The organism is Thioalkalivibrio thiocyanoxidans ARh2, from assembly GCF_000385215.1.
GTDB classification, from domain to species: domain Bacteria; phylum Pseudomonadota; class Gammaproteobacteria; order Ectothiorhodospirales; family Ectothiorhodospiraceae; genus Thioalkalivibrio; species Thioalkalivibrio thiocyanoxidans.
This window is the reverse complement of sequence record NZ_ARQK01000052.1, coordinates 9,472-26,864: the sequence shown is the minus strand read 5'-3', so window position 1 is coordinate 26,864 and position 17,393 is coordinate 9,472. Positions and strand designations below refer to the sequence as shown.

Here is a 17,393-nt window from a genome sequence, read left to right as displayed (position 1 = left end):
CTCGAGTCGCTTTTGCGTGCGAACAAGGCGCGGCGACCGCCGTGCAGTCATTCTGCACAAGGGAACCGCAACTCGTGCGCGCGCCCGTTTTTGATTACAACGGGCGGCCGAGCCCCTTCGGGGTTGGCACCCCAGGTTCCCCGATCCTGCGTTGCGGCCCTTGCCGGTAGAACCACTACCGGCTGCACACCGCGCCTTGTCTCGGAAAACCTGGGGTGCCAACGCGAGCGTGTACATTAATCAGTGTTTCCCTAGATGTTTCCTCAGGACGACTACACTCGAGCCATGGATTCCACGCTGACCTCCAACCGCTGGCCCGAACGCGCACGCACGGGCCTGCGCACCTGGGCGCGGGACTGGGCGCTGGCCGGTGCGGGCGGACTGGCGCTCTCCGCACTGCTGGGCTGGCAGATCGGTGCTGTCGCCCCGCTGCTGATCGCGCACGCCGGGATCTGGGTCCTGCTGGGTCTGATGCTGGTCATGAACACCCCCAGCGGCGGGCTGGCCGACCGGCACCGCGGACCCGGCCCGGCCAACCGCGTAACCCTGGCCCGCGCCGCAATCGCGGCCCCGCTCGGGGCACTCGTTCTGGCGGCAGCTGCCGACCCCGACACGATCGTACTGCTGTGGGTCCTGGGACTCGCCGCAGCGGCCCTGATCCTGGACGGCGTGGACGGTGCCGTTGCCCGCCGCACGAACAGTCGCACGGCCTTCGGTGCGCGCTTCGACATGGAGCTGGATGCGGCCATTATCCTCGCCCTCTCGATCCTGGTCTGGTGGATGACGGCGGTCGGGGCCTGGGTCGTGCTGATCGGCGCCATGCGCTACCTGTTCCTGGCTGCACAGCGCATCTGGCCCTGGCTGGCAGAACCCCTGCCTCCGAGCCGTCGGCGCCAGGCGATCTGCGTATTGCAATCCGGCGTCCTCCTGGTCGCCCTGCTCCCGGGCCTGCACCCTGTGGCGGCGATTGGCGTCGCCCTTGCAGGGCTCGTGGCCCTGACCGGATCGTTCGCCACCGACATCCGCTGGTTACACCGTCAATGCCCCGGAGGTTCGACATGATCAACGCCCGTGCCCCACGCTCGCTGCTCCTGGCCGGCCTGCTGGCCCTGGCCCTCCCTGTCTCCGCGCTGGCCCAGGCCGATCGCTGGGAGATCGACCCGGAACACCTTGCAGTCGGCTTCCTGGTCGATCATGCCGGCTTCGCCAAGGTCCTGGGCATGTTCCTGGAGGCCGAGGGCGAATTCACCTTCGACCCGGAGACCCGGGAACTGCGCGAGGGGTATTTCGTCGTGCAGACAGACAGCGTGTTCAGCAACCACGAGGAGCGCGACGACCATCTGCGCAGCGATGACTTCCTGAATGTCGAGGAATATCCGGAGATGCGCTTCACCGCGACCCAGTACGAGCCCACCGGCGATGACACCGGGCGCCTGACCGGTGACCTGGAACTGCTGGGCGAGACCCGGCCGGTCACGCTGGACGTCACGATCAACAAGGTGGGCCGCTATCCGTTTCCGCTCGGCGGGATGTTCGGCCGCCCCTACGTGCTGGGCGCCTCCATGCGCGGCAGCTTCGACCGTTCGGATTTCGGCATGACCTACGGTCTGACACGGGACCTCGTGGGGGACGAGGTCGAACTGATCATTGAGCTCGAGGCCCAGCGCCAGTAGGCCCGGCGCCGGACATCGGGGCTCAGGTGGGGGCCGGCGCGGCCCGCTCGCGGTTCAGCAGGTCGCGCAGGGTGCGCCCGTCCAGGCGGTCACGGCGTGCGGACTCCAGTTCCTCCAGCGTGGCCTCGACCGCCGGATCGCCCTCCAGGCGGCGCAGGGCGCGGGCATCCGCGTCCTGACGCAGGGCGTCCAGGATCTCATCCACCCGGATCCGCTCCAGGTCCCGCCCTGGCACGTATCGTGAACCGTCCGCACCGGCGCGCACCAGCAGCCCCGCCGACTCCAGCGCCTGCGCAACCTCCCCCAGGGCATTGCCCGGCACCGACAAATCATGCGCCACATGATCCAGCGTCGGCGGCGCACGACCATCCAGGAAGCGCTGACCCACCTGCTGCATCAGGTGCAGACCCATGCGCTCGCGCGCCGCGCCGGACAGGCGCAGCCGCAACCCGCGCACCGTCATGTACTCGGGATGCTGCACGTAGAAGGCCACATTGGCCCCGATCAGCAGGATCAGCCAGGCAAGGTAGATCCAGATCAACAACAGCATCATGATCGCGAAACTGGAGTAGATCGCGTCAAAACGCGTGGAGCCCGCCACCATGGTCGCGAACCCCCAGCCAATGCTCTGCCACAACAACCCGGCCACAACCGCCCCGACCAGGGCCGGGAACAGCCTGACTCGCGTGTTTGGCACGAACACATAGATGAAAGTGAACGCCGCCATGATCAACAGATATGGCACCAGCCGCGAGACGCCGGTGATCAGCGTGCCGAACGGTTCGATGCCCGCCACCGTCTGCATGGCAGTAGTGGACATCACCGTTGCGGTAATGCCCAGCGCGGACACCACCAAAAGCGGACCGATCAGGATGACCGAAAGATAGTTCGAAAAGCGCTGGGCAAAGTTGCGGCTATTCTCGACGCGCCAGATGGTATTGAAGGCCAGTTCGACCTTCTGTACCAGCGCAATAACGGTATAGACGAGAAACAGCAGGCCGATAAAGCCCAGTACGCCGACCCGCATGTTGTCGACGAACTCGATGACGTTGTTCGCAATCTCGACCCCCTGCTCTCCCAGCGGCTCCAGAAAGCCAAGGACGACTGGCTCCACTGCGTTGTGCGCGCCGAAGGCCTTGAGCACCGAAAACGACAGCGCAATCAGCGGGACAATGGACAACAGCGTGGTATAGACCAGACTCATCGCGCGCAGCGTGAGCTGACCCTCCTTGGCCTCGTGCACAATCGCCGCTGCCCCCCGCACTACCCCGAGCCCCACGGCCTGCCAGCGCGGAAGCTGCGTCAGGTCGGTATCCTGCACCAGCGATACCAGACGCTGGCGCTGGGCCTCGATACGTTCGGCCAGCGTCAGCGCCGGCACCGGTCACTCCGTATGGCCGCCAGACTCATCCGGGCTATTTCTGCCGCCACTGACCGTCGCGGTCCTGGTACCAGTAGCCCGAGGGCGCCTCTTCCACCCAGACGCGCGCGAAGGTCTCGCGAATCCGGTCTTCCCAGTCCGGGCGGTCATTCGCCCGCGCGATCTCGCGGTACAGCGAGTCACGGTCGGAGTTTTCCTCGCTCACCAGCCGCTGCACGGTGCTGCGATCACGCAGCGGGACCTCGGAGAGGTCACGGATTGCCACATCGGCGTTGCGACCGAAGCCGATTGCCCCGCTGCGGAAATGGGGCGAAAGCTCCGGTGCCCGCTCGCGCATGGAGGCGCGAATGCGGTTGATCGCCGGGGTCTGGATCTGCAGGTCGGGACCCTGCGCGGCGGCCGGACTCACCAGACGGTCCAGCACCCAGGCCAGCGCCGGCAGGCTCGCATTCGCCGGGGCATTGGGCGGTATCAGCATCGCGCCGGGCTCGGCTTCCGATGGTGCCTCCGATTCCGGAGTGCCTTCCTCCACCTGCAACGCGTCGCGCACGATCGCACGCGCGGCCTCCTCGGCTGCCGCTGTGGGGAAGTAGATATTGATGGTCACGCAGCCCGCCAACAGGGCGAACAGCAGCGCCAGTCCCGGAACACTCCACAAAGCCTTCATGCCGTATTTCCCTTGTCGAGGCGGTCGATCCCGCATGATCCTCAATCTACACCATCAGCCTGAACGGCAACCAAACACCGAACCCCTCGAGTAAATACTGATCAATGCACCACCGGCCCATCGCCCGCCTGGATCGTCCCGAGCCGGTTGATCAGTTCGGGCCAGTCGACCCGGCGGTTGTAGCCGATCACCCGAATCTGCGGGATGCCGCCACCCTGTACCAGCACGAAACCGCCATCCGGACGATCGGCGACGCCAGAGACCGTGCAGACCTCGCCGCGCAGCTCGCACCGAAAGCCCAGACGACGATAACTGAAGTTCTCGAACACCCGCAGGAAGACCGACGAAGCCGCGGCCTGCAGGCCTCCGCCCAGCTCGGTCATGTCCTCCACCGCCCGCTGACTGATCCGTCGACGTCCCGGATCGCGCTCCGGGGTCATGAGTTGCAGATCCATGTGCACCGGCGACCAGTCCACCATCACCAGATCGCGCACGTGTCCGGAGATGCGCCCCTGCACGCGTCCGAAGTCGAAGGCCTGCGTCAGGGGATCCAGATCCAGCCGCTGGATCTCGGCCGACAGGCCCAGTTCCGGGGCATAGCCCAGCAGATCATGGATATACACATCGCGGAGTATGACCTCGCCATTAAACACCTGGACCAGCAGCCGGCCATCCACGTTCAGGTCACCCCGCTCGTAGCGCACCCGGGGGATCATGCCGGCCAGCCGCCCGGAGAACCGTGGCCAGCCCAGCACCTCGGTCAACGGCTCCAGGCTGATCGCTCGGATGCCGCCCTCGAAGCGCACATCCGGCCCTGCATCCGTCTGGCGCAACTCGAAGGCCCCGACCCGCAGCCCGCCATCGAAGATCGGGATCTCGGTTTCGGCCAGCAGCTCCAGGCCGGCCGGCAGAGCGCGAACCTGCGCCTCGAAGGCATCGAACGGCAGCCCGTACAGGTGGGCGACATCCATCGCGAAGGTGCCGGGACTCCCCGCCTCGTCGGCCGACCAGTCGAGTGCCCCGCGCGCACCGGCCAAGCCGAAGCGCCCCCGCCGATCGCTGGCATCCAGTTCCGACCATTCCAGGTCGGCGCGCCGGGGCTGTGAGCCCACCAGTTCCACACGTCCTTCGAGCTGCCCCCCGGTGGCCATATGCCCGAGCACCGTCCCGGCCAGCCACGGGGCCAGCAGGGCATCGTAGACCGGCGCGAGCGCATGGACCCGACCGTAAAAGACGCCATCCAGCCCCGCCCCCGGCTCATAGGCCACCGCCTCGCCCCGCGTCTCAAGGGCATCGCCGTAAAGCAGATCCAGGGCGTCCATCCGGAACGCCAGGGTTCCGGGGTCCCCCTCCAGCCCGTTCAGGGAAACCTTCACCGGCCCCTCCTCGTCCAGATCCAGAAACCAGGGATCGATGTAGACCCCCCCCCCTTCCAGAGCGAGATCCAGATCCCAGCGCGTGCCATCCCCGGACAACTGCGCCGTGGCGCGCAGTTCCTCGCCCGCCTGCAGCCCCAGCGGATCGCTGAAGGCGACATCTTCCAGCCCCAGACGCGCGGTGACCCGACTACCCGGACGCAGCCGCAGGTCGAGGTCGGCGCGGCCGTCTCCGATGGCCACCGGCAGTTCAACGGGCTGGCGGTCGAAGGCGACCAGCGCCTGGAGGTCCAGCCCCCGCAGCCGGGCGTCGACATCCCAACCGCGTTCCGGGGCGAAATCCGCGCGCAGGCTTCCGCGCCCACCGAACCACCCGGGCCAGTCCCCGGCCAGCCGCAGATGGCCACTGTCGCGGGCCCAGGCCAGCGCCAGGCGGTGGCCATCCAGGCGAAGATCGCCCGAGCGCCCCCACAGGCGCGCGTCGTCACACGCCACCTCGCGCCGGGTCAGGCGCAGCTCGGCACATTCCACCCGCGCGGCGCGCAGCGTACCCACCGGCTCCGGCAGCTCGATGCGCTCGGCGCGCAGCTCAAGGCTCAGGCGCCCATCGCTCCAGCTGACGCGGGAGCTCAGTCCCTCGGCGCTCAGGGCCTCGTGCACCACCGAATCGATGCTCAGTTCAGCGCCAAGGGATACAGCCGATTCGGCCCAAGCGCCGGAAGACGTTCCCGCCACGATGCCCCCCACGCAAAGCCCCGCAAGCATCCAGCGCACCGGACGGGGCACGGGCATCAGTCTCCGGTACTGCCGCGCAGGCGCTCGCGCAGTGGTAGCGCCCCCCGCGCCAGCCACTCCCGCAGGGCAAAGCGCGAGGTCTCGATGGCCTCTGTGGTGGGCAGGAAGTCGCGCAGGCCGCGCGGGTCATCGGTGGTGCCGCGCAAACCGGCAGGCGCCGGATAGGCATCGAACCCGGCGCGCTCGAAACACTCCAGCGCACGCGGCAGATGCATCGCCTGGGTCACTACCAGTACGGCCTCCACTCCCTGCCCCTGCAGGCGTTGGCGTGTATGCGTGGCGTTCTCGCAGGTGTTGCGCGACGTATTCTCGAGCCAGCGTGCCGAGACCCCGAGGTCCTGTTGCAGGGTCGCGGCCATCAGTTCGGCCTCCGAACGGCGCCCGGGCAGCGCCCTCGGCGTCCCACCCGAGACCACGATGGGCAGGTCGGTGGCACGGTGCAGCCGCGCGCCCTCGCGCACACGCTCGTGGGTGCGGGGGTTCAGGGCGTCGTGTCCGGCGTCCTCCGCGCGGCCCACCCAACGACCACCGCCCAGGATCACGATCGCATCCGCCCGCCCGGTCGCCAGTACGCTGTCGCGCACCTCGCGCTCGAGGGTATCCGCCAGGGGCTGTGCCACGACCTGCAGGCTGGGCAGCACCAGCGCCAGCAGCCCCAGCGCCAGGAGCGGCCGGCCACCACGCCAGTCGGCCCGCCACAACAGCACGCCCAGCACCGTCAGGGCGATACCCAGCCCCGGCGGCAACAACAGGTGTTCCGCAATGGTTTGCAGGGACGCGAGCATGGGCGGTCCCGGGGGGCTTACTTCTTGCCCGGGGAGTAGAGGTAGTGGGCGTAGGTCGCCACGTCCTCCGAGACACGGCGGATCAGGTGATCCAGGCTGATGATCGCGAACTCCAGCAGGTTCACCGCGATATACGGGTTCTCCACACGCAGGCGGTCGTACATCGAGCGCGACAGGCGCAGCAGCCGCGTCTTGTCGCTCAGCGCACGCATGCGCACGCCGCGCGGCACCCGGTCAAAGAACGACATCGACCCGGCCAGCTCGCCGGTTTGCATGCGGCCCACCTCGATCTCCTGGCTGCCGTCGTCGTGATACAACGCGGCCGTCCCGCTCACCACGAAAAACAGCGACTCGCCCACCTCCCCGATATCCGCGATCACCTGCTTGTGGTGGGTCTCCACCACCTCCAGGTATTCGAGCAGGACTTCCACCTCCGCAGGCGTCAGGGACGCGGAGATCGGGTGCTTGGAGAGGAATTCGGTCAGCAGTTCCTTGGACATGAGAGGGCTTCCTTCTGACGGGTCCGCAGTAGCAGTGAGGGTGGTTTAGAGTATAACGATTGTACCCTCGGCACGGGGGACGGGATGTACCGAGGAGACGTGGATTGATCGACATTGAGGCCCTTCGCCGCCACCTGCCTGCCCGTCTGCGAGACGGTCGGGCCCTGTTGCTCGTGCCCGACACGGACGGGCTGAACAGCCCGTTGGACGTGGAATGCACCACGGCCGCGGTGTTTCTCGAGAACCCACCGGAGCCCCGTGTGCCACTCGTCCTGCTGCTGGACACCCTCAGCACGCTGGATGTCCCGACCGGCCAGCACCTGCTCGGCGGCCTGCGGGACCGCTGGGCGGACGAGGTACTGATCCTGCATCGGCTGGACGACGAACGCTGGGGACTGAACGAGTTTCTCGCGCTGGGCTTTCGGCGCGACCCGGACGCCGAATCCGCCGCGCCGGATCATGCGGTCTACCGCACCAGCCTGTACGACTACAAGCTGACGCCGGACTGGCTGAATGCCCGCTTCTGGGCGAATCCCGAGATGTGGGACAAGGCGCGCTGGTAGGCGCGCGGGGCCTAATCCTTATCGGGATTCAGCCGTGGATGGGTCTCCTCCCCCCACAGCAGTACCAGCGCACCGGACAGGAACATGGCGATGGCCACGAACCAGAAGCCCCAGGTGACCGAACCGCCGATGTGGGCCACGATCCCCAGACCCAGCGCACCAACGCCGTAGCCGAGATCGCGCCAGAAGCGGTAGGTCCCGATCGCGGAGCCACGCCAGTTCGGATGGGCGATATCGGCGACTGCCGCGCTCAGGTTGGGATACAGAAGCGCCATGCCAAAACCGGTCACGGCCGCCGCGAATGACCACCAGATGACCCCCTCGCCGAGCAGCGTCAGGGCCACGCCAGCGCCGCAGATCCACATACCCCAGACGATGGGCTGCAACCGCCCCACATGGTCGGAGAGTTTGCCGGTGGCGAACTGCGACCCGCCCCAGACAAAGCCGTAGATCCCCACGACCCAGCCGATCGCGGCCAGGCTCAGCCCCTGCTGATACAGGAATACCGGATAGAACACCCAGACCAGGGCATCGACGAATTTCTCCACCAGGCCCGCCTGACTGAATGCGGCCATGCGCCGGTCACGCCACGACATCAGCGTGAACACCTCCCAGGTGGTCGGCGTATCGGCAATGGATTTGGGATAACGCGGTTGCGGCCCGGTGGACTGCCCGGCGGCATGCCGGGCCCCCTCGGCCCTGGCCCAGTCCAGGGTCTCGCGCACCCACAGTGCGGTCATCAGGATCGCGATCAGAATCACGACCACACCGAACACGAACACCCCCATGCGCGGTCCGAGGGCAGCGGCCATATAGCCGGTCACGATCCCGGCCACGGCCACCCCGACATAGCCGGAGAACTCGTTCATGCCCATGGTGAAGCCGCGCTCGTCGCTCCGGGTGATATCCATCTTCGCGGTCTGGGTCATCGACCAGGCGAGCCCCTGGTTTACACCCAGCAGAATGGTCGCGGCCACGATCCAGCTCCAGGACGGGGCGTAGAGGATCATGAACGGGATCGGGATGGCCGCCATCCAGCCAAGCATCAGGACGGTCTTGCGCCCCATGCGCTCGGACAGGCGCCCGGCCACGAAATTGAGCACGCCCTTGACCACCCCGAACGCGACGACGAACGCGGTCAGCAGCATGAACGAGCCCTCGGCCACGCCGAACTCGTCCTCGGCCAACGCCGGGATGACGGTGCGCATCATCCCGATCGTCAGGCCGACAAAAAAGACCTGGATCAGCTGCTGCCCGAACTGCCCGAGGTTCTCGCGAATCCCGTGGGTCAGGTGCTCGTAGGCCTGCGCGGCCCTGGATGGATCACTCATATTCGTTCCTTGTCTTGTACCCCTCAGGCCGCGATGTTCGCGGCCACATAGGCATCCATGCCGGGCGGACGCGGGGGGATATCGCTCGTCAGGAAGTCGACGAACGCATCGCGATCACTGAACGCAAGCCCCGGGTTAAATCGTTTCTCGAAACCCAGCGTGGAGGACGGCTTGCCCGACAGACCGGCGCCGCAGGCGCTCCCCGCGTAGTGGCCCGGGTAGATCTCGAGCTCATCCGGCAGCCCCAGCAGCCGCTGATGCAGGCTGTCGTACAGCTGCCCGGCCATCTCGCGCTCCTGCCCGGCCAGGTCGGGGCGCCCGACGCTCCCGATAAACAGCGTGTCACCCGTCAGCACGAACCAGGGCTGCTCACCGCGCCGCTTGTCGGTCACCAGCAGGCACACGCTGTCTTCGGTATGCCCCGGCGTGTGGAGGACCTCTACTTCGACGTTACCAGCCTCGATCCGGTCGCCGTCGCGCAGGGGATGAAAATCAAACTCGACCACCTCGCGATCCGATTCATGGAGGCAGTACTTCGCGCCGGCACGCTCTGCCAGATCGCGCCCACCGGAATAGTGATCGGCGTGGACATGGGTATCGATCACGTGCGTGATCTCGACGCCGACCTGGCGTGCCTGCTCCAGGAACCACTCCTGATCACCCTCGACGACGTCCACGGCAATCGCCTTGCCGAGCGACCCGCACCCAAACAGATAGGACAGTGAAGATTCACGGGTCGGCAACTGACGGAAAAACATGACATACCTCCTGGATCATCCATGATGACGGCAAGGATCGCGCGAGAACGGGGAAACCGGCTGGTTTCATTCCGGGAACGGCGCCCCGCAATCGAACGGAACCTGCCGGGCACGATATTTAGTCTAACGTTCGTTAGAATGTAAACTAGTCCGCCACCGAAGGGATGTCAAATACGTTCTGGCCAATACAGAGGGGGGTCCACCGCAGGACACGGGCGAACATCCAGCGGCACGCCACTCACACGCCTTGCTGGGGGCGCTGACGCGGGAGTGAGCGAACCTGCAAGTCCGCCAACCGAGGTGGTTTCAGCCGTCGGAGGGTCCTGGGAAAACTCGGATCAGGGTTTCCCTTGTTCAAGGGGAAGGCCCTGATGGCGCCATTCGGCCACACCTTCATCGAGACGGACCGCGCGGAAACCGTGTGCGTCCAGGATCGCGACCGCGTCGCGCGCCATCAGGCAATACGGGCCCCGGCAGTAGGCAACCACCGGGATATCCGGCGCCAGTTCGTCGAGGCGTTGCTTCAGCTCGCGCAAAGGGATGGAGCGGGCGTGCGGCAGATGCGCGGTGGCGTACTCGATGTCCGGGCGAACGTCGAGGACGATCACCTCGCCCTTGCGGGCCTGCTCCAGCAGCTCCTGACCGCTCAGCGGGACCATGTCACCGGCGCTGGCCGTCATGTCCCGCACGGCGCCCTGCAGCTCCAGTAACCGGCTCTCGGCCAGCTCCCGCAGCACAACCCAGAAATCCGCGACGCGCGGGTCCGCCAGGCGGTAGAAGATGCGCCGCCCGTCGCGCCGGGACTCCACCAGGTTGGCCTGACGCAGCTCCTTCAGGTGGGCACTGGCCAGTTTGACGCTGATCTGGGCGTCCGACGCGAGCTGATCGACGCTCTTCTCCCCCTGCACCAGGAGCTCGATCAACTCGAGTCGCTTCGGGCTGGACGCCGCCTTGCCGATCCGGGCGACCTGGTCGTAGAGCAAATCCTTCAGTTCGCGATCGGACATGACGCATTCCGGATGGGGAAGTCGGCAAGGTAGACCGCCCCGCCGCAAGGCGCAAGGCCCGAGCGCGAACGAGGGTTTGTTGCGCCGAATTCATTCTTGACTAGATTACTCGGGAACTATTTATTAGCAGTTGGTAACGAACTAACTGACAAGCCGTGCCCCGCCGCAGGGGCACCCGTTCCCGAAAGGAGGACAACCATGAGCCAGCTGATCCACAACTTCCCGGCCGACGGCGTCGTCACCATCAACCGCGTGATCCTGAAGCCGGAGTACAGCATCGACGACCTGCAGGAACGGGTTGCCATGCTGTGCGAAAACGTGAAGACCTATCACTCGGACACCGGCTTCGTCGGCGGCTTTGTTGCCCTGAACTCCGGCGCCGTCTCCAACGAGGGCTCGACCATCGGCCAGGCCGTGGAGAGCCCGATGAAGGACAAGGAGGCGCTGATCATCACCTTCTGGCGCAGCTTCGAGGAACACGAGGCCTCGCACCGCAGCGAGACCTTCCAGCCGCTGTTCCAGGAGGTCCTGGAGCTGTGCGAAAACGGTAACGAAGAGATCGCCTACGAAATGCTCTGGTCCGGCGCCGCCTATTCGCCGGAAGAGGCCAAGGCTGCCCGCGAGGCGAAGGAAACCCACCAGGCGGCCTGAACCGCCTGCATCAGGGAGTGAACTCCAGTCGCATTTCTCTCCCGCGACTGTGCCCATTGCCGGGACTTTGCGTCCCGGCTTTTTTATGGCCGGTCGTCCCGGATCCCGGTCAAGGCTGGCTCAGCGGCGTGGCTCGTCGTCCGCAGAGGATTCGTTCATCTCCGGTGGCGAGGCGAGCGTATGCGTCTTGTCGTCGTAGCGGCCCTTCAGTTCGTCGGAGCGTGTGTGTTCCCACAATGGAACCCCGACGAAGTAGCCGGCACGGCCGATCGCATGCGCAGCCACCGGGGCGGTGAGCAGCAGAAAGCCGATCACGGCCACCGCACGGGCGGTCACGCCCCCGTCACCGAAGTAGACAGCAACCCCTACCATCATCAGGCCGGCCCCGAGCACGCCGGCCTTGGTCGTGGCGTGCAGACGCATCGGCAGGTCCGGCATGCGCACAAGCCCCAGCGCTGCCACCATCATGAAAGCGGCCCCGATCACCAGAAAGAAACCCGTAATCAGTTCAATCATCTTCGCGGTGCCCCCCTTTCTCGAGATAGCGGGCGAACCCGATTGCGGCGAGGAATGCAGTCAGCGCCAGCACCATCGCCACGTCGATGAACGGGGTCCGGCCACTGGAGATTACGTACACCGCGATAAAGCCAATGGTCAGGGACGCGATCAGCTCCAGCGCCACTACCCGGTCGGGCAGCGTCGGCCCGAGATAGAGACGCCAGAACCCCAGCACCAGGGAGATGCTGAGCAGGACATTGGCCACGATGATGGCGATTTCGAACATCTGTGTCCCCCGCGCCTAGCGCAGGACCTCCAGGGCCCGGTGTTCCAGATACTTGATCGAGCGAACCACCGCGTCGCGGTCCTCCAGATACATCACGTGGATGTAGAGCACCTTGCGGTCGGTCGATACGTCCAGGCTCAGGGTGCCCGGCGTCAGTGAAATCAGGTTCGCGACGATCGTGATCTCGCCATCGGTCTGCGCATCCAGCGGAAAGGCAATCACGCCGGGGACCATGTGGTGGGTGGGCGTCATCACATCGTAGGCCACTCTCAGGTTCGACAGGAACAGCTCCCACAGGAAGAACCCGATGAAGGCAATGAACCTGGGCACCCGGCGCGCGTAGCTTGCGAACGCCGGCTTGTCGCGTAGCGCGAAGGCCAGCAGCACATAGCCAAGGAAGAAGCCGATCAGCAGGTTGCCCCCGGTGAAGTTGCCGGTGAGGAATACCCAGATCAGGGCCAGCGCGATGTTCCAGGTCAGGGCGATCATTGGCGCGCCTCCCCGAGGACCGCCTCGATGTACTGCGACGGATCCAGCAACTGCTCGGCCGACATCGCCGCCATCTGGTAGATCGGCTCGCCATACAGGCCAATGGCCACGGTCATCAGCGCGAGCATGATCACCGGCACCCACATCCAGATCATCGGGCCCGAGCTTACATCACGGATCTCGTCCTCGACCCCTTCCGGCTGTGCCTTCCAGAAGACCTCCGCCCAGATCTTGATCATCGAATAGAGCGTCAGCAGACCGACCACCAGCGCCACGGCGACGACCCAGTAGGCCTCGGCCTCGATGCCCGCGCGGATGATGATGAACTTGGCGAAGAACCCGGACAGCGGCGGCAGACCCGCCAGCGACAGCGCCGGAATCAGGAACAGTACGCCCAGCATCGGATTCGTGCGGTAAATGCCGCCCATGTACTTCAGCTCGTGGGTGCCCTTCATCACGAAGGTAATCCCGCTGATCAGGAACAGATTCGCCTTCACGATGATGTGGTGCATGATGTAGAACACGCCACCCACCAGCGCCAGCGGCGTATACAGCGCCAGCCCCATGATCATGTAGCCGATCTGGCTGATGATGTGGAACGACAGGATGCGCCGGAACTCGTAGTGGGCGGCCGCCCCGAGCACGCCGGTCAGCATCGTGGCCGCGGCGACCCACAGCAGGATCTCGTGGGTATAGTCCACATCCTGGTTGAAGATCAGCGTGAACACACGGAACAGCGCATACACCCCGACCTTGGTCAGCAGGCCCGCGAACAGCGCGGAGACCGCGACCTTCGGCGTGTGATAGGAGGCCGGCAGCCAGAAGAAGAACGGGAAGGCCGCTGCCTTCACCCCGAACGCGACCAGATACAGCATCGCGATCACGGTGATCAGCCCGGTGTCCTCCACCGTGGACAGCTTGTCGCCGATGTCCGCCATGTTCAGCGTGCCGGTCAGACCATAGGTCAGACCGATCGCGGTCAGGAAGATCATCGACGACAGCAGGTTCAGGGTGACGTACTTGATCGCCCCTTCCATCTGTGCGCGCTCGCCACCCAGGATCAGCAGCGCGAACGACGCCACCAGCATCACCTCGAACCAGACATAGAGGTTGAAGATGTCGCCGGTCAGCATCGCACCATTCACACCCGCCAGCAGCAGGTGCAACAGTGGGTAGTAGCCAAATTTCTCCGACATCTTGCCAATGCCGGACAGGGAATAGACGGCCGTCGCAAAGCCGATGATGCCGGTCAGCACCACCATGATCGCGGCCAGCATGTCGGAGACCAGCACGATCCCGAACGGCGCCGGCCAGGTGCCCATCTCCATCACGATGTGGCCGTGCTCCCAGGTCTCCAGCAACAGCCAGACGCTGGTGGCCAGCATCGCGCCGGTCCCGAGCACGCCCAGCGCGCGCTGCGCGAAATGCGAGCGCCAGAACATCACCGACAGGGCGCCGGCGAGCAGCGGGATGATGACCGGGAGGGCGACGGACATGTTCATCGATCCGTGTCCTTCATCTGGTCCATGTCATCCGCCTTCACAACTTCGTAGGCGCGATGGATCAATACCACGGCAAACGCCAGCACGCCGAAACCGATCACGATCGCGGTTAGCACCACAGCCTGCGCAAGCGGGTCTGCGGCTGCCCCGTCGGGCATCGACATGCCCGGCGGGATCAGCGGCGGCGCCCCCGACTTCATTCCGGCCAGGGTAAAAATCAGCAGATTGGCCGCGTTCGACAGCAGAACCAGCCCGATCACCAGCTTGACGATCGAACGCCGGAGCATCATATAGATGGCCGCGGCATACATGCCGCCGACCACGAAGGCCATGACGACTTCCATCAGTCTTCCGCCTCCGCCAGATTGAGCATGATCGTCAGCACTGACCCGATGACGACGAGATAGACGCCGATATCGAAGATCAGCACGGTGGAGAGCTTGATCTCGCCGAAGACCGGGACCGTGAATTCCCACCACTGAGCCGTGAAAAACGCCTGCCCGAGGAAGGCCGCGGGCAGCGCACTCACAACCGCCAGCACCATGCCCGCGCCCAGCAGGTCGCGCGGATCCACGCGCAGCACCTTGCGCGCGGATCGAATATCCATCGAGAACAGATACAGCACGATCGCCGCAGCCGCGACGAGGCCACCGATGAACCCGCCACCCGGCTCGTCATGGCCGCGCAGCAGCAAGAACACGGAGAACAGCAGCAGCAGCGGCAGCAGGAAGTGTCCGGCCGTGCGCAGAATCAGTGAGTGCATGCTCATCGGCGATCCTCCGCACGGAAGCGAATCATGGCGTACACCCCGATCGCCGCCAGAGCCAGCACGAAGATCTCGCCCAGCGTATCCAGTGCCCGGAAGTCCACCAGCACCACGTTCACGATGTTACGGCCATAGCCGGAGGGTTCCGACTCCTCGATGAAATACTGCGAAATCGAGTCGAACAGGCGCGCATCCAGGGTGCTCAGCATCAGCAGCGTGATCATGCCGCCGGCCACCAGCGCGATGCCGGCATCGCGCAGCCGCAGCGCGGTGGACGACAGGCTCAAGAACCCCGGCAGACGGAACAGTACCAGCACCAGCAGGATCACGGTCAGGGTCTCTACCAGCACCTGCGTGATCCCCACGTCGGCCGCGCTGTACAGCACATAGACCAGGGCCACCGTAAAGCCCAGAGAGCCCAGCGCCGCCACGGCGCCCAGGCGCGAACGTGTCAGCACCGCGAACAGCATCGACGCCACAAGGATCGCGATGATGGCCATTTCGTGGATCTGCAGGCGTTCGAAGTGCACCGCGCTGACGCTCACGTCGAATAGCTGGGCGGTCACCCCGACCAGGCCCGCGGTCATCGCGACGATCACGATCACGTAGTAGCGCAGATAGCCGTTTTGCAGCACGCGGGTCTGCCATTCGGAGATCCAGACCAGGCCATCCATCATCTTGAAGTAGCCCTTCTCCGGACCGTATTCGGCCGCTTGGTCCACCCACGCCAGGGCGCGCCGTGCCTGCTCCCACCGCCAGTAGAGGAGGCCACCCGCGATCAGGCTGAACGCGGAGATCGCCAGCGGCCAGTTGACGCCGTGCCACAGCGCCAGATAGGCATCCACCGGCGCGCCCTGCACGCTCGCCGCCGCGGCGTTGACGAGTCCTTCGTCCGCCAGCCCCGGCCCAAGGCCAAAGATCAGGCCCAGGCTCGCCAGCACGACCGGGCCGGCCAGCATCGCCGGCGGGGCCTCGTGGTGCGGGGTCTTCGGCGTCTCCACCCGCGAGCCGAACCACGGCCGGATACCAACGATCGCGGCAACCGCGACCCCGAGGATCGCGGTCAGTACCGCCAGCAGTGTCAGGATGCCCACCAAACCCGGGGCCTCGAGCACCGACTCCAGCATCAGCTCCTTGGCGACAAAGCCGAACAGCGGGATCACCCCGCCCAGCGAGAGCGCCGCGAGGATCGCAAAGGCCGCTGTAACGGGTAATGCCGTGCGCAGCCCGCCCGTCTGCAGAAAGTCCTTGGCCCCCGCCTCGTGGTCAAGGATACCGGCGACCATGAACAGCGCGCCCTTGTACAGCGAATGCGCCAGCAGGAAGGCCATCGCGGCCATCAGCGCGGTCTCGGTGCCGATACCGATCAGCATGGTCAGCGTGCCCAGCGCCATCACGGTGGAATACGCCAGGACCTGTTTCACGCCGGTACTGCGGAAGGCCAGGAACACCCCCGTAAACATCGTGAGCGCGCCGAACAGCGCCAGCGTGGTGAACCAGATCTCGGTGCCGCCCAGCGACGGGTTCAGGCGCGCCAGCAGGTACACCCCGGCCTTCACCATGGTGGCGGAGTGCAGGTAGGCGGAGACCGGCGTCGGCGCCGCCATTGCGCGCGGCAGCCAGAAATGGAACGGGACCTGTGCCGACTTGGTAAAGGCCCCGATCAGTATCAGGATCAGCAGTGGCAAGTACAGCGAGTGTTCGCGGACAACATCGCCGTTGGCCAGGATCTCGGAGAGTTCGTACGAGCCCCCCGCCATCGCCAGCATGACGATCCCGGCAAGCAGCGCCAGGCCACCACCCACGGTAACAATCAGGCCCTGCAGTGCGTACTTCCGGGCGTCCGCATTCTCGTGGTTGTAGCCGATCAGCAGATAGGACGTGATGCTGGTCAACTCCCAGAACACGAACATCGCGATCAGGTTATCCGCCAGCACCAGCCCCAGCATGGAGCCCATGAAGGCGAGGATGATCACGTAGAAGCGCCCGAGGTCGCGGTGCCCCTCGAGATAGCGCCCGGCATAGGTGACGATGAAGAACCCGATACCCGAGATCAGCAGCGCGAACAGCAGCGACAGGCCGTCCACCAGGAACGACAGGTGGATATCCAGCCCCGGCAGCCACGGCCAGCTGAGCACGATGGACTCGCCACTGGAGACCGCGGGCAGGAAACTCAGGAAATAGAGGAACAGCGCCGCCGGGAGAATCCCCAGCACCCAGCCACTGGCACGACCGGTCACTCGATGGACCGCGGGCGCAATCGCGGCCACCAGGAATGTTGACAGAATTGCGTAGAGCATCCGGCCAGCTGAGTCCTTTTGCGTCGGGCGTTATCCGCGTGACACCGAAACCTGCCTGGAATCAC

19 protein-coding genes are annotated in these 17,393 nt (G+C 65.6%); 4 read left to right on the top strand and 15 right to left on the bottom strand.

What is annotated here, in order from left to right; translation table 11 throughout:
* Window positions 1-285: 285 nt before the first annotated feature.
* Window positions 286-1,062: a CDP-alcohol phosphatidyltransferase family protein gene (locus G372_RS0107895; protein ID WP_018865022.1), complete on the top strand. Its 777-nt coding sequence runs from the start codon at window positions 286-288 to the stop codon at window positions 1,060-1,062.
* Window positions 1,059-1,673 carry a YceI family protein gene (locus tag G372_RS0107890; RefSeq protein WP_018865021.1) on the top strand — a complete coding sequence of 205 codons (615 nt, stop codon included), beginning with the start codon at window positions 1,059-1,061 and terminating at the stop codon, window positions 1,671-1,673. Before G372_RS0107895 ends, G372_RS0107890 begins: the two co-directional genes overlap by 4 nt.
* Window positions 1,674-1,695: 22 nt before the next feature.
* Here G372_RS0107890 and G372_RS0107885 read toward each other — a convergent pair whose 3' ends face one another.
* From G372_RS0107885 to G372_RS0107865, 5 genes are all read right to left on the bottom strand, one after another.
* Entirely contained in the window at window positions 1,696-3,054 is a 1,359-nt protein-coding gene (locus G372_RS0107885; protein WP_018865020.1) for a YhjD/YihY/BrkB family envelope integrity protein, read from the bottom strand.
* Between the two features lie 34 nt (window positions 3,055-3,088).
* The gene (locus G372_RS0107880) at window positions 3,089-3,721 is read right to left on the bottom strand and encodes a YdbL family probable chaperone protein (RefSeq protein ID WP_018865019.1); all 633 of its coding nucleotides are present in this window, start codon (window positions 3,719-3,721) and stop codon (window positions 3,089-3,091) included.
* Window positions 3,722-3,822: 101 nt separating this feature from the next.
* Window positions 3,823-5,862 carry a hypothetical protein gene (locus tag G372_RS0107875; RefSeq protein WP_026279077.1) on the bottom strand — a complete coding sequence of 680 codons (2,040 nt, stop codon included), beginning with the start codon at window positions 5,860-5,862 and terminating at the stop codon, window positions 3,823-3,825.
* Window positions 5,863-5,888: 26 nt separating this feature from the next.
* Window positions 5,889-6,677 carry a YdcF family protein gene (locus tag G372_RS0107870; protein WP_019623559.1) on the bottom strand — a complete coding sequence of 263 codons (789 nt, stop codon included), beginning with the start codon at window positions 6,675-6,677 and terminating at the stop codon, window positions 5,889-5,891.
* Between the two features lie 17 nt (window positions 6,678-6,694).
* Complete coding sequence (locus G372_RS0107865; RefSeq protein ID WP_012982173.1) at window positions 6,695-7,177, bottom strand: Crp/Fnr family transcriptional regulator; 483 nt, start codon at window positions 7,175-7,177, stop codon at window positions 6,695-6,697.
* Window positions 7,178-7,281: 104 nt separating this feature from the next.
* Here G372_RS0107865 and G372_RS0107860 point away from each other — a divergent pair, with 104 nt between their 5' ends.
* A complete protein-coding gene (locus G372_RS0107860) occupies window positions 7,282-7,740 on the top strand; it encodes a DUF6231 family protein (protein ID WP_018865016.1) in 459 nt (152 codons plus the stop codon).
* An 11-nt stretch (window positions 7,741-7,751) separates the two neighbouring features.
* Here the strand turns inward: G372_RS0107860 and G372_RS0107855 are convergent, their stop codons facing one another.
* The 3 genes from G372_RS0107855 to G372_RS0107845 form a co-directional block, all read right to left on the bottom strand.
* Window positions 7,752-9,071, bottom strand: a complete 1,320-nt coding sequence (locus tag G372_RS0107855; protein WP_019623560.1) for an MFS transporter — start codon at window positions 9,069-9,071, stop codon at window positions 7,752-7,754.
* Between the two features lie 23 nt (window positions 9,072-9,094).
* On the bottom strand, window positions 9,095-9,829 hold the full coding sequence (locus tag G372_RS0107850; RefSeq protein ID WP_019623561.1) for an MBL fold metallo-hydrolase: 735 nt from the start codon (window positions 9,827-9,829) through the stop codon (window positions 9,095-9,097).
* A gap of 338 nt (window positions 9,830-10,167) precedes the next feature.
* On the bottom strand, window positions 10,168-10,836 hold the full coding sequence (locus G372_RS0107845; protein ID WP_018865013.1) for an ArsR/SmtB family transcription factor: 669 nt from the start codon (window positions 10,834-10,836) through the stop codon (window positions 10,168-10,170).
* Between the two features lie 198 nt (window positions 10,837-11,034).
* On the opposite strand from G372_RS0107845, the gene G372_RS0107840 reads away from it, so the two are divergent.
* The gene (locus tag G372_RS0107840; RefSeq protein WP_017925939.1) at window positions 11,035-11,487 is read left to right on the top strand and encodes a hypothetical protein; all 453 of its coding nucleotides are present in this window, start codon (window positions 11,035-11,037) and stop codon (window positions 11,485-11,487) included.
* A 120-nt stretch (window positions 11,488-11,607) separates the two neighbouring features.
* Here G372_RS0107840 and mnhG read toward each other — a convergent pair whose 3' ends face one another.
* The 7 genes from mnhG to G372_RS0107805 are packed head-to-tail and all read right to left on the bottom strand — an operon-like array spanning window position 11,608 to window position 17,328.
* A complete protein-coding gene (gene mnhG / locus G372_RS0107835; RefSeq protein ID WP_018865012.1) occupies window positions 11,608-12,003 on the bottom strand; it encodes a monovalent cation/H(+) antiporter subunit G in 396 nt (131 codons plus the stop codon).
* Window positions 11,996-12,271 (bottom strand): cation:proton antiporter, encoded by a 276-nt coding sequence (locus tag G372_RS0107830; RefSeq protein ID WP_018861719.1) that lies wholly within the window; start codon window positions 12,269-12,271, stop codon window positions 11,996-11,998. Before G372_RS0107830 ends, mnhG begins: the two co-directional genes overlap by 8 nt.
* A gap of 15 nt (window positions 12,272-12,286) precedes the next feature.
* Entirely contained in the window at window positions 12,287-12,760 is a 474-nt protein-coding gene (locus tag G372_RS0107825) for a Na+/H+ antiporter subunit E (RefSeq protein WP_019623562.1), read from the bottom strand.
* A complete protein-coding gene (locus tag G372_RS0107820; RefSeq protein WP_018865009.1) occupies window positions 12,757-14,262 on the bottom strand; it encodes a Na+/H+ antiporter subunit D in 1,506 nt (501 codons plus the stop codon). Before G372_RS0107820 ends, G372_RS0107825 begins: the two co-directional genes overlap by 4 nt.
* Window positions 14,259-14,606, bottom strand: a complete 348-nt coding sequence (locus G372_RS0107815) for a Na+/H+ antiporter subunit C (RefSeq protein WP_018865008.1) — start codon at window positions 14,604-14,606, stop codon at window positions 14,259-14,261. Before G372_RS0107815 ends, G372_RS0107820 begins: the two co-directional genes overlap by 4 nt.
* A complete protein-coding gene (locus tag G372_RS0107810; RefSeq protein WP_018865007.1) occupies window positions 14,606-15,031 on the bottom strand; it encodes a Na+/H+ antiporter subunit B in 426 nt (141 codons plus the stop codon). The genes G372_RS0107815 and G372_RS0107810 overlap by 1 nt, the downstream gene beginning before the upstream one ends.
* Window positions 15,028-17,328, bottom strand: a complete 2,301-nt coding sequence (locus tag G372_RS0107805; RefSeq protein ID WP_019623563.1) for a putative monovalent cation/H+ antiporter subunit A — start codon at window positions 17,326-17,328, stop codon at window positions 15,028-15,030. The genes G372_RS0107810 and G372_RS0107805 overlap by 4 nt, the downstream gene beginning before the upstream one ends.
* Between the last annotated feature and the right edge of the window lie 65 nt (window positions 17,329-17,393).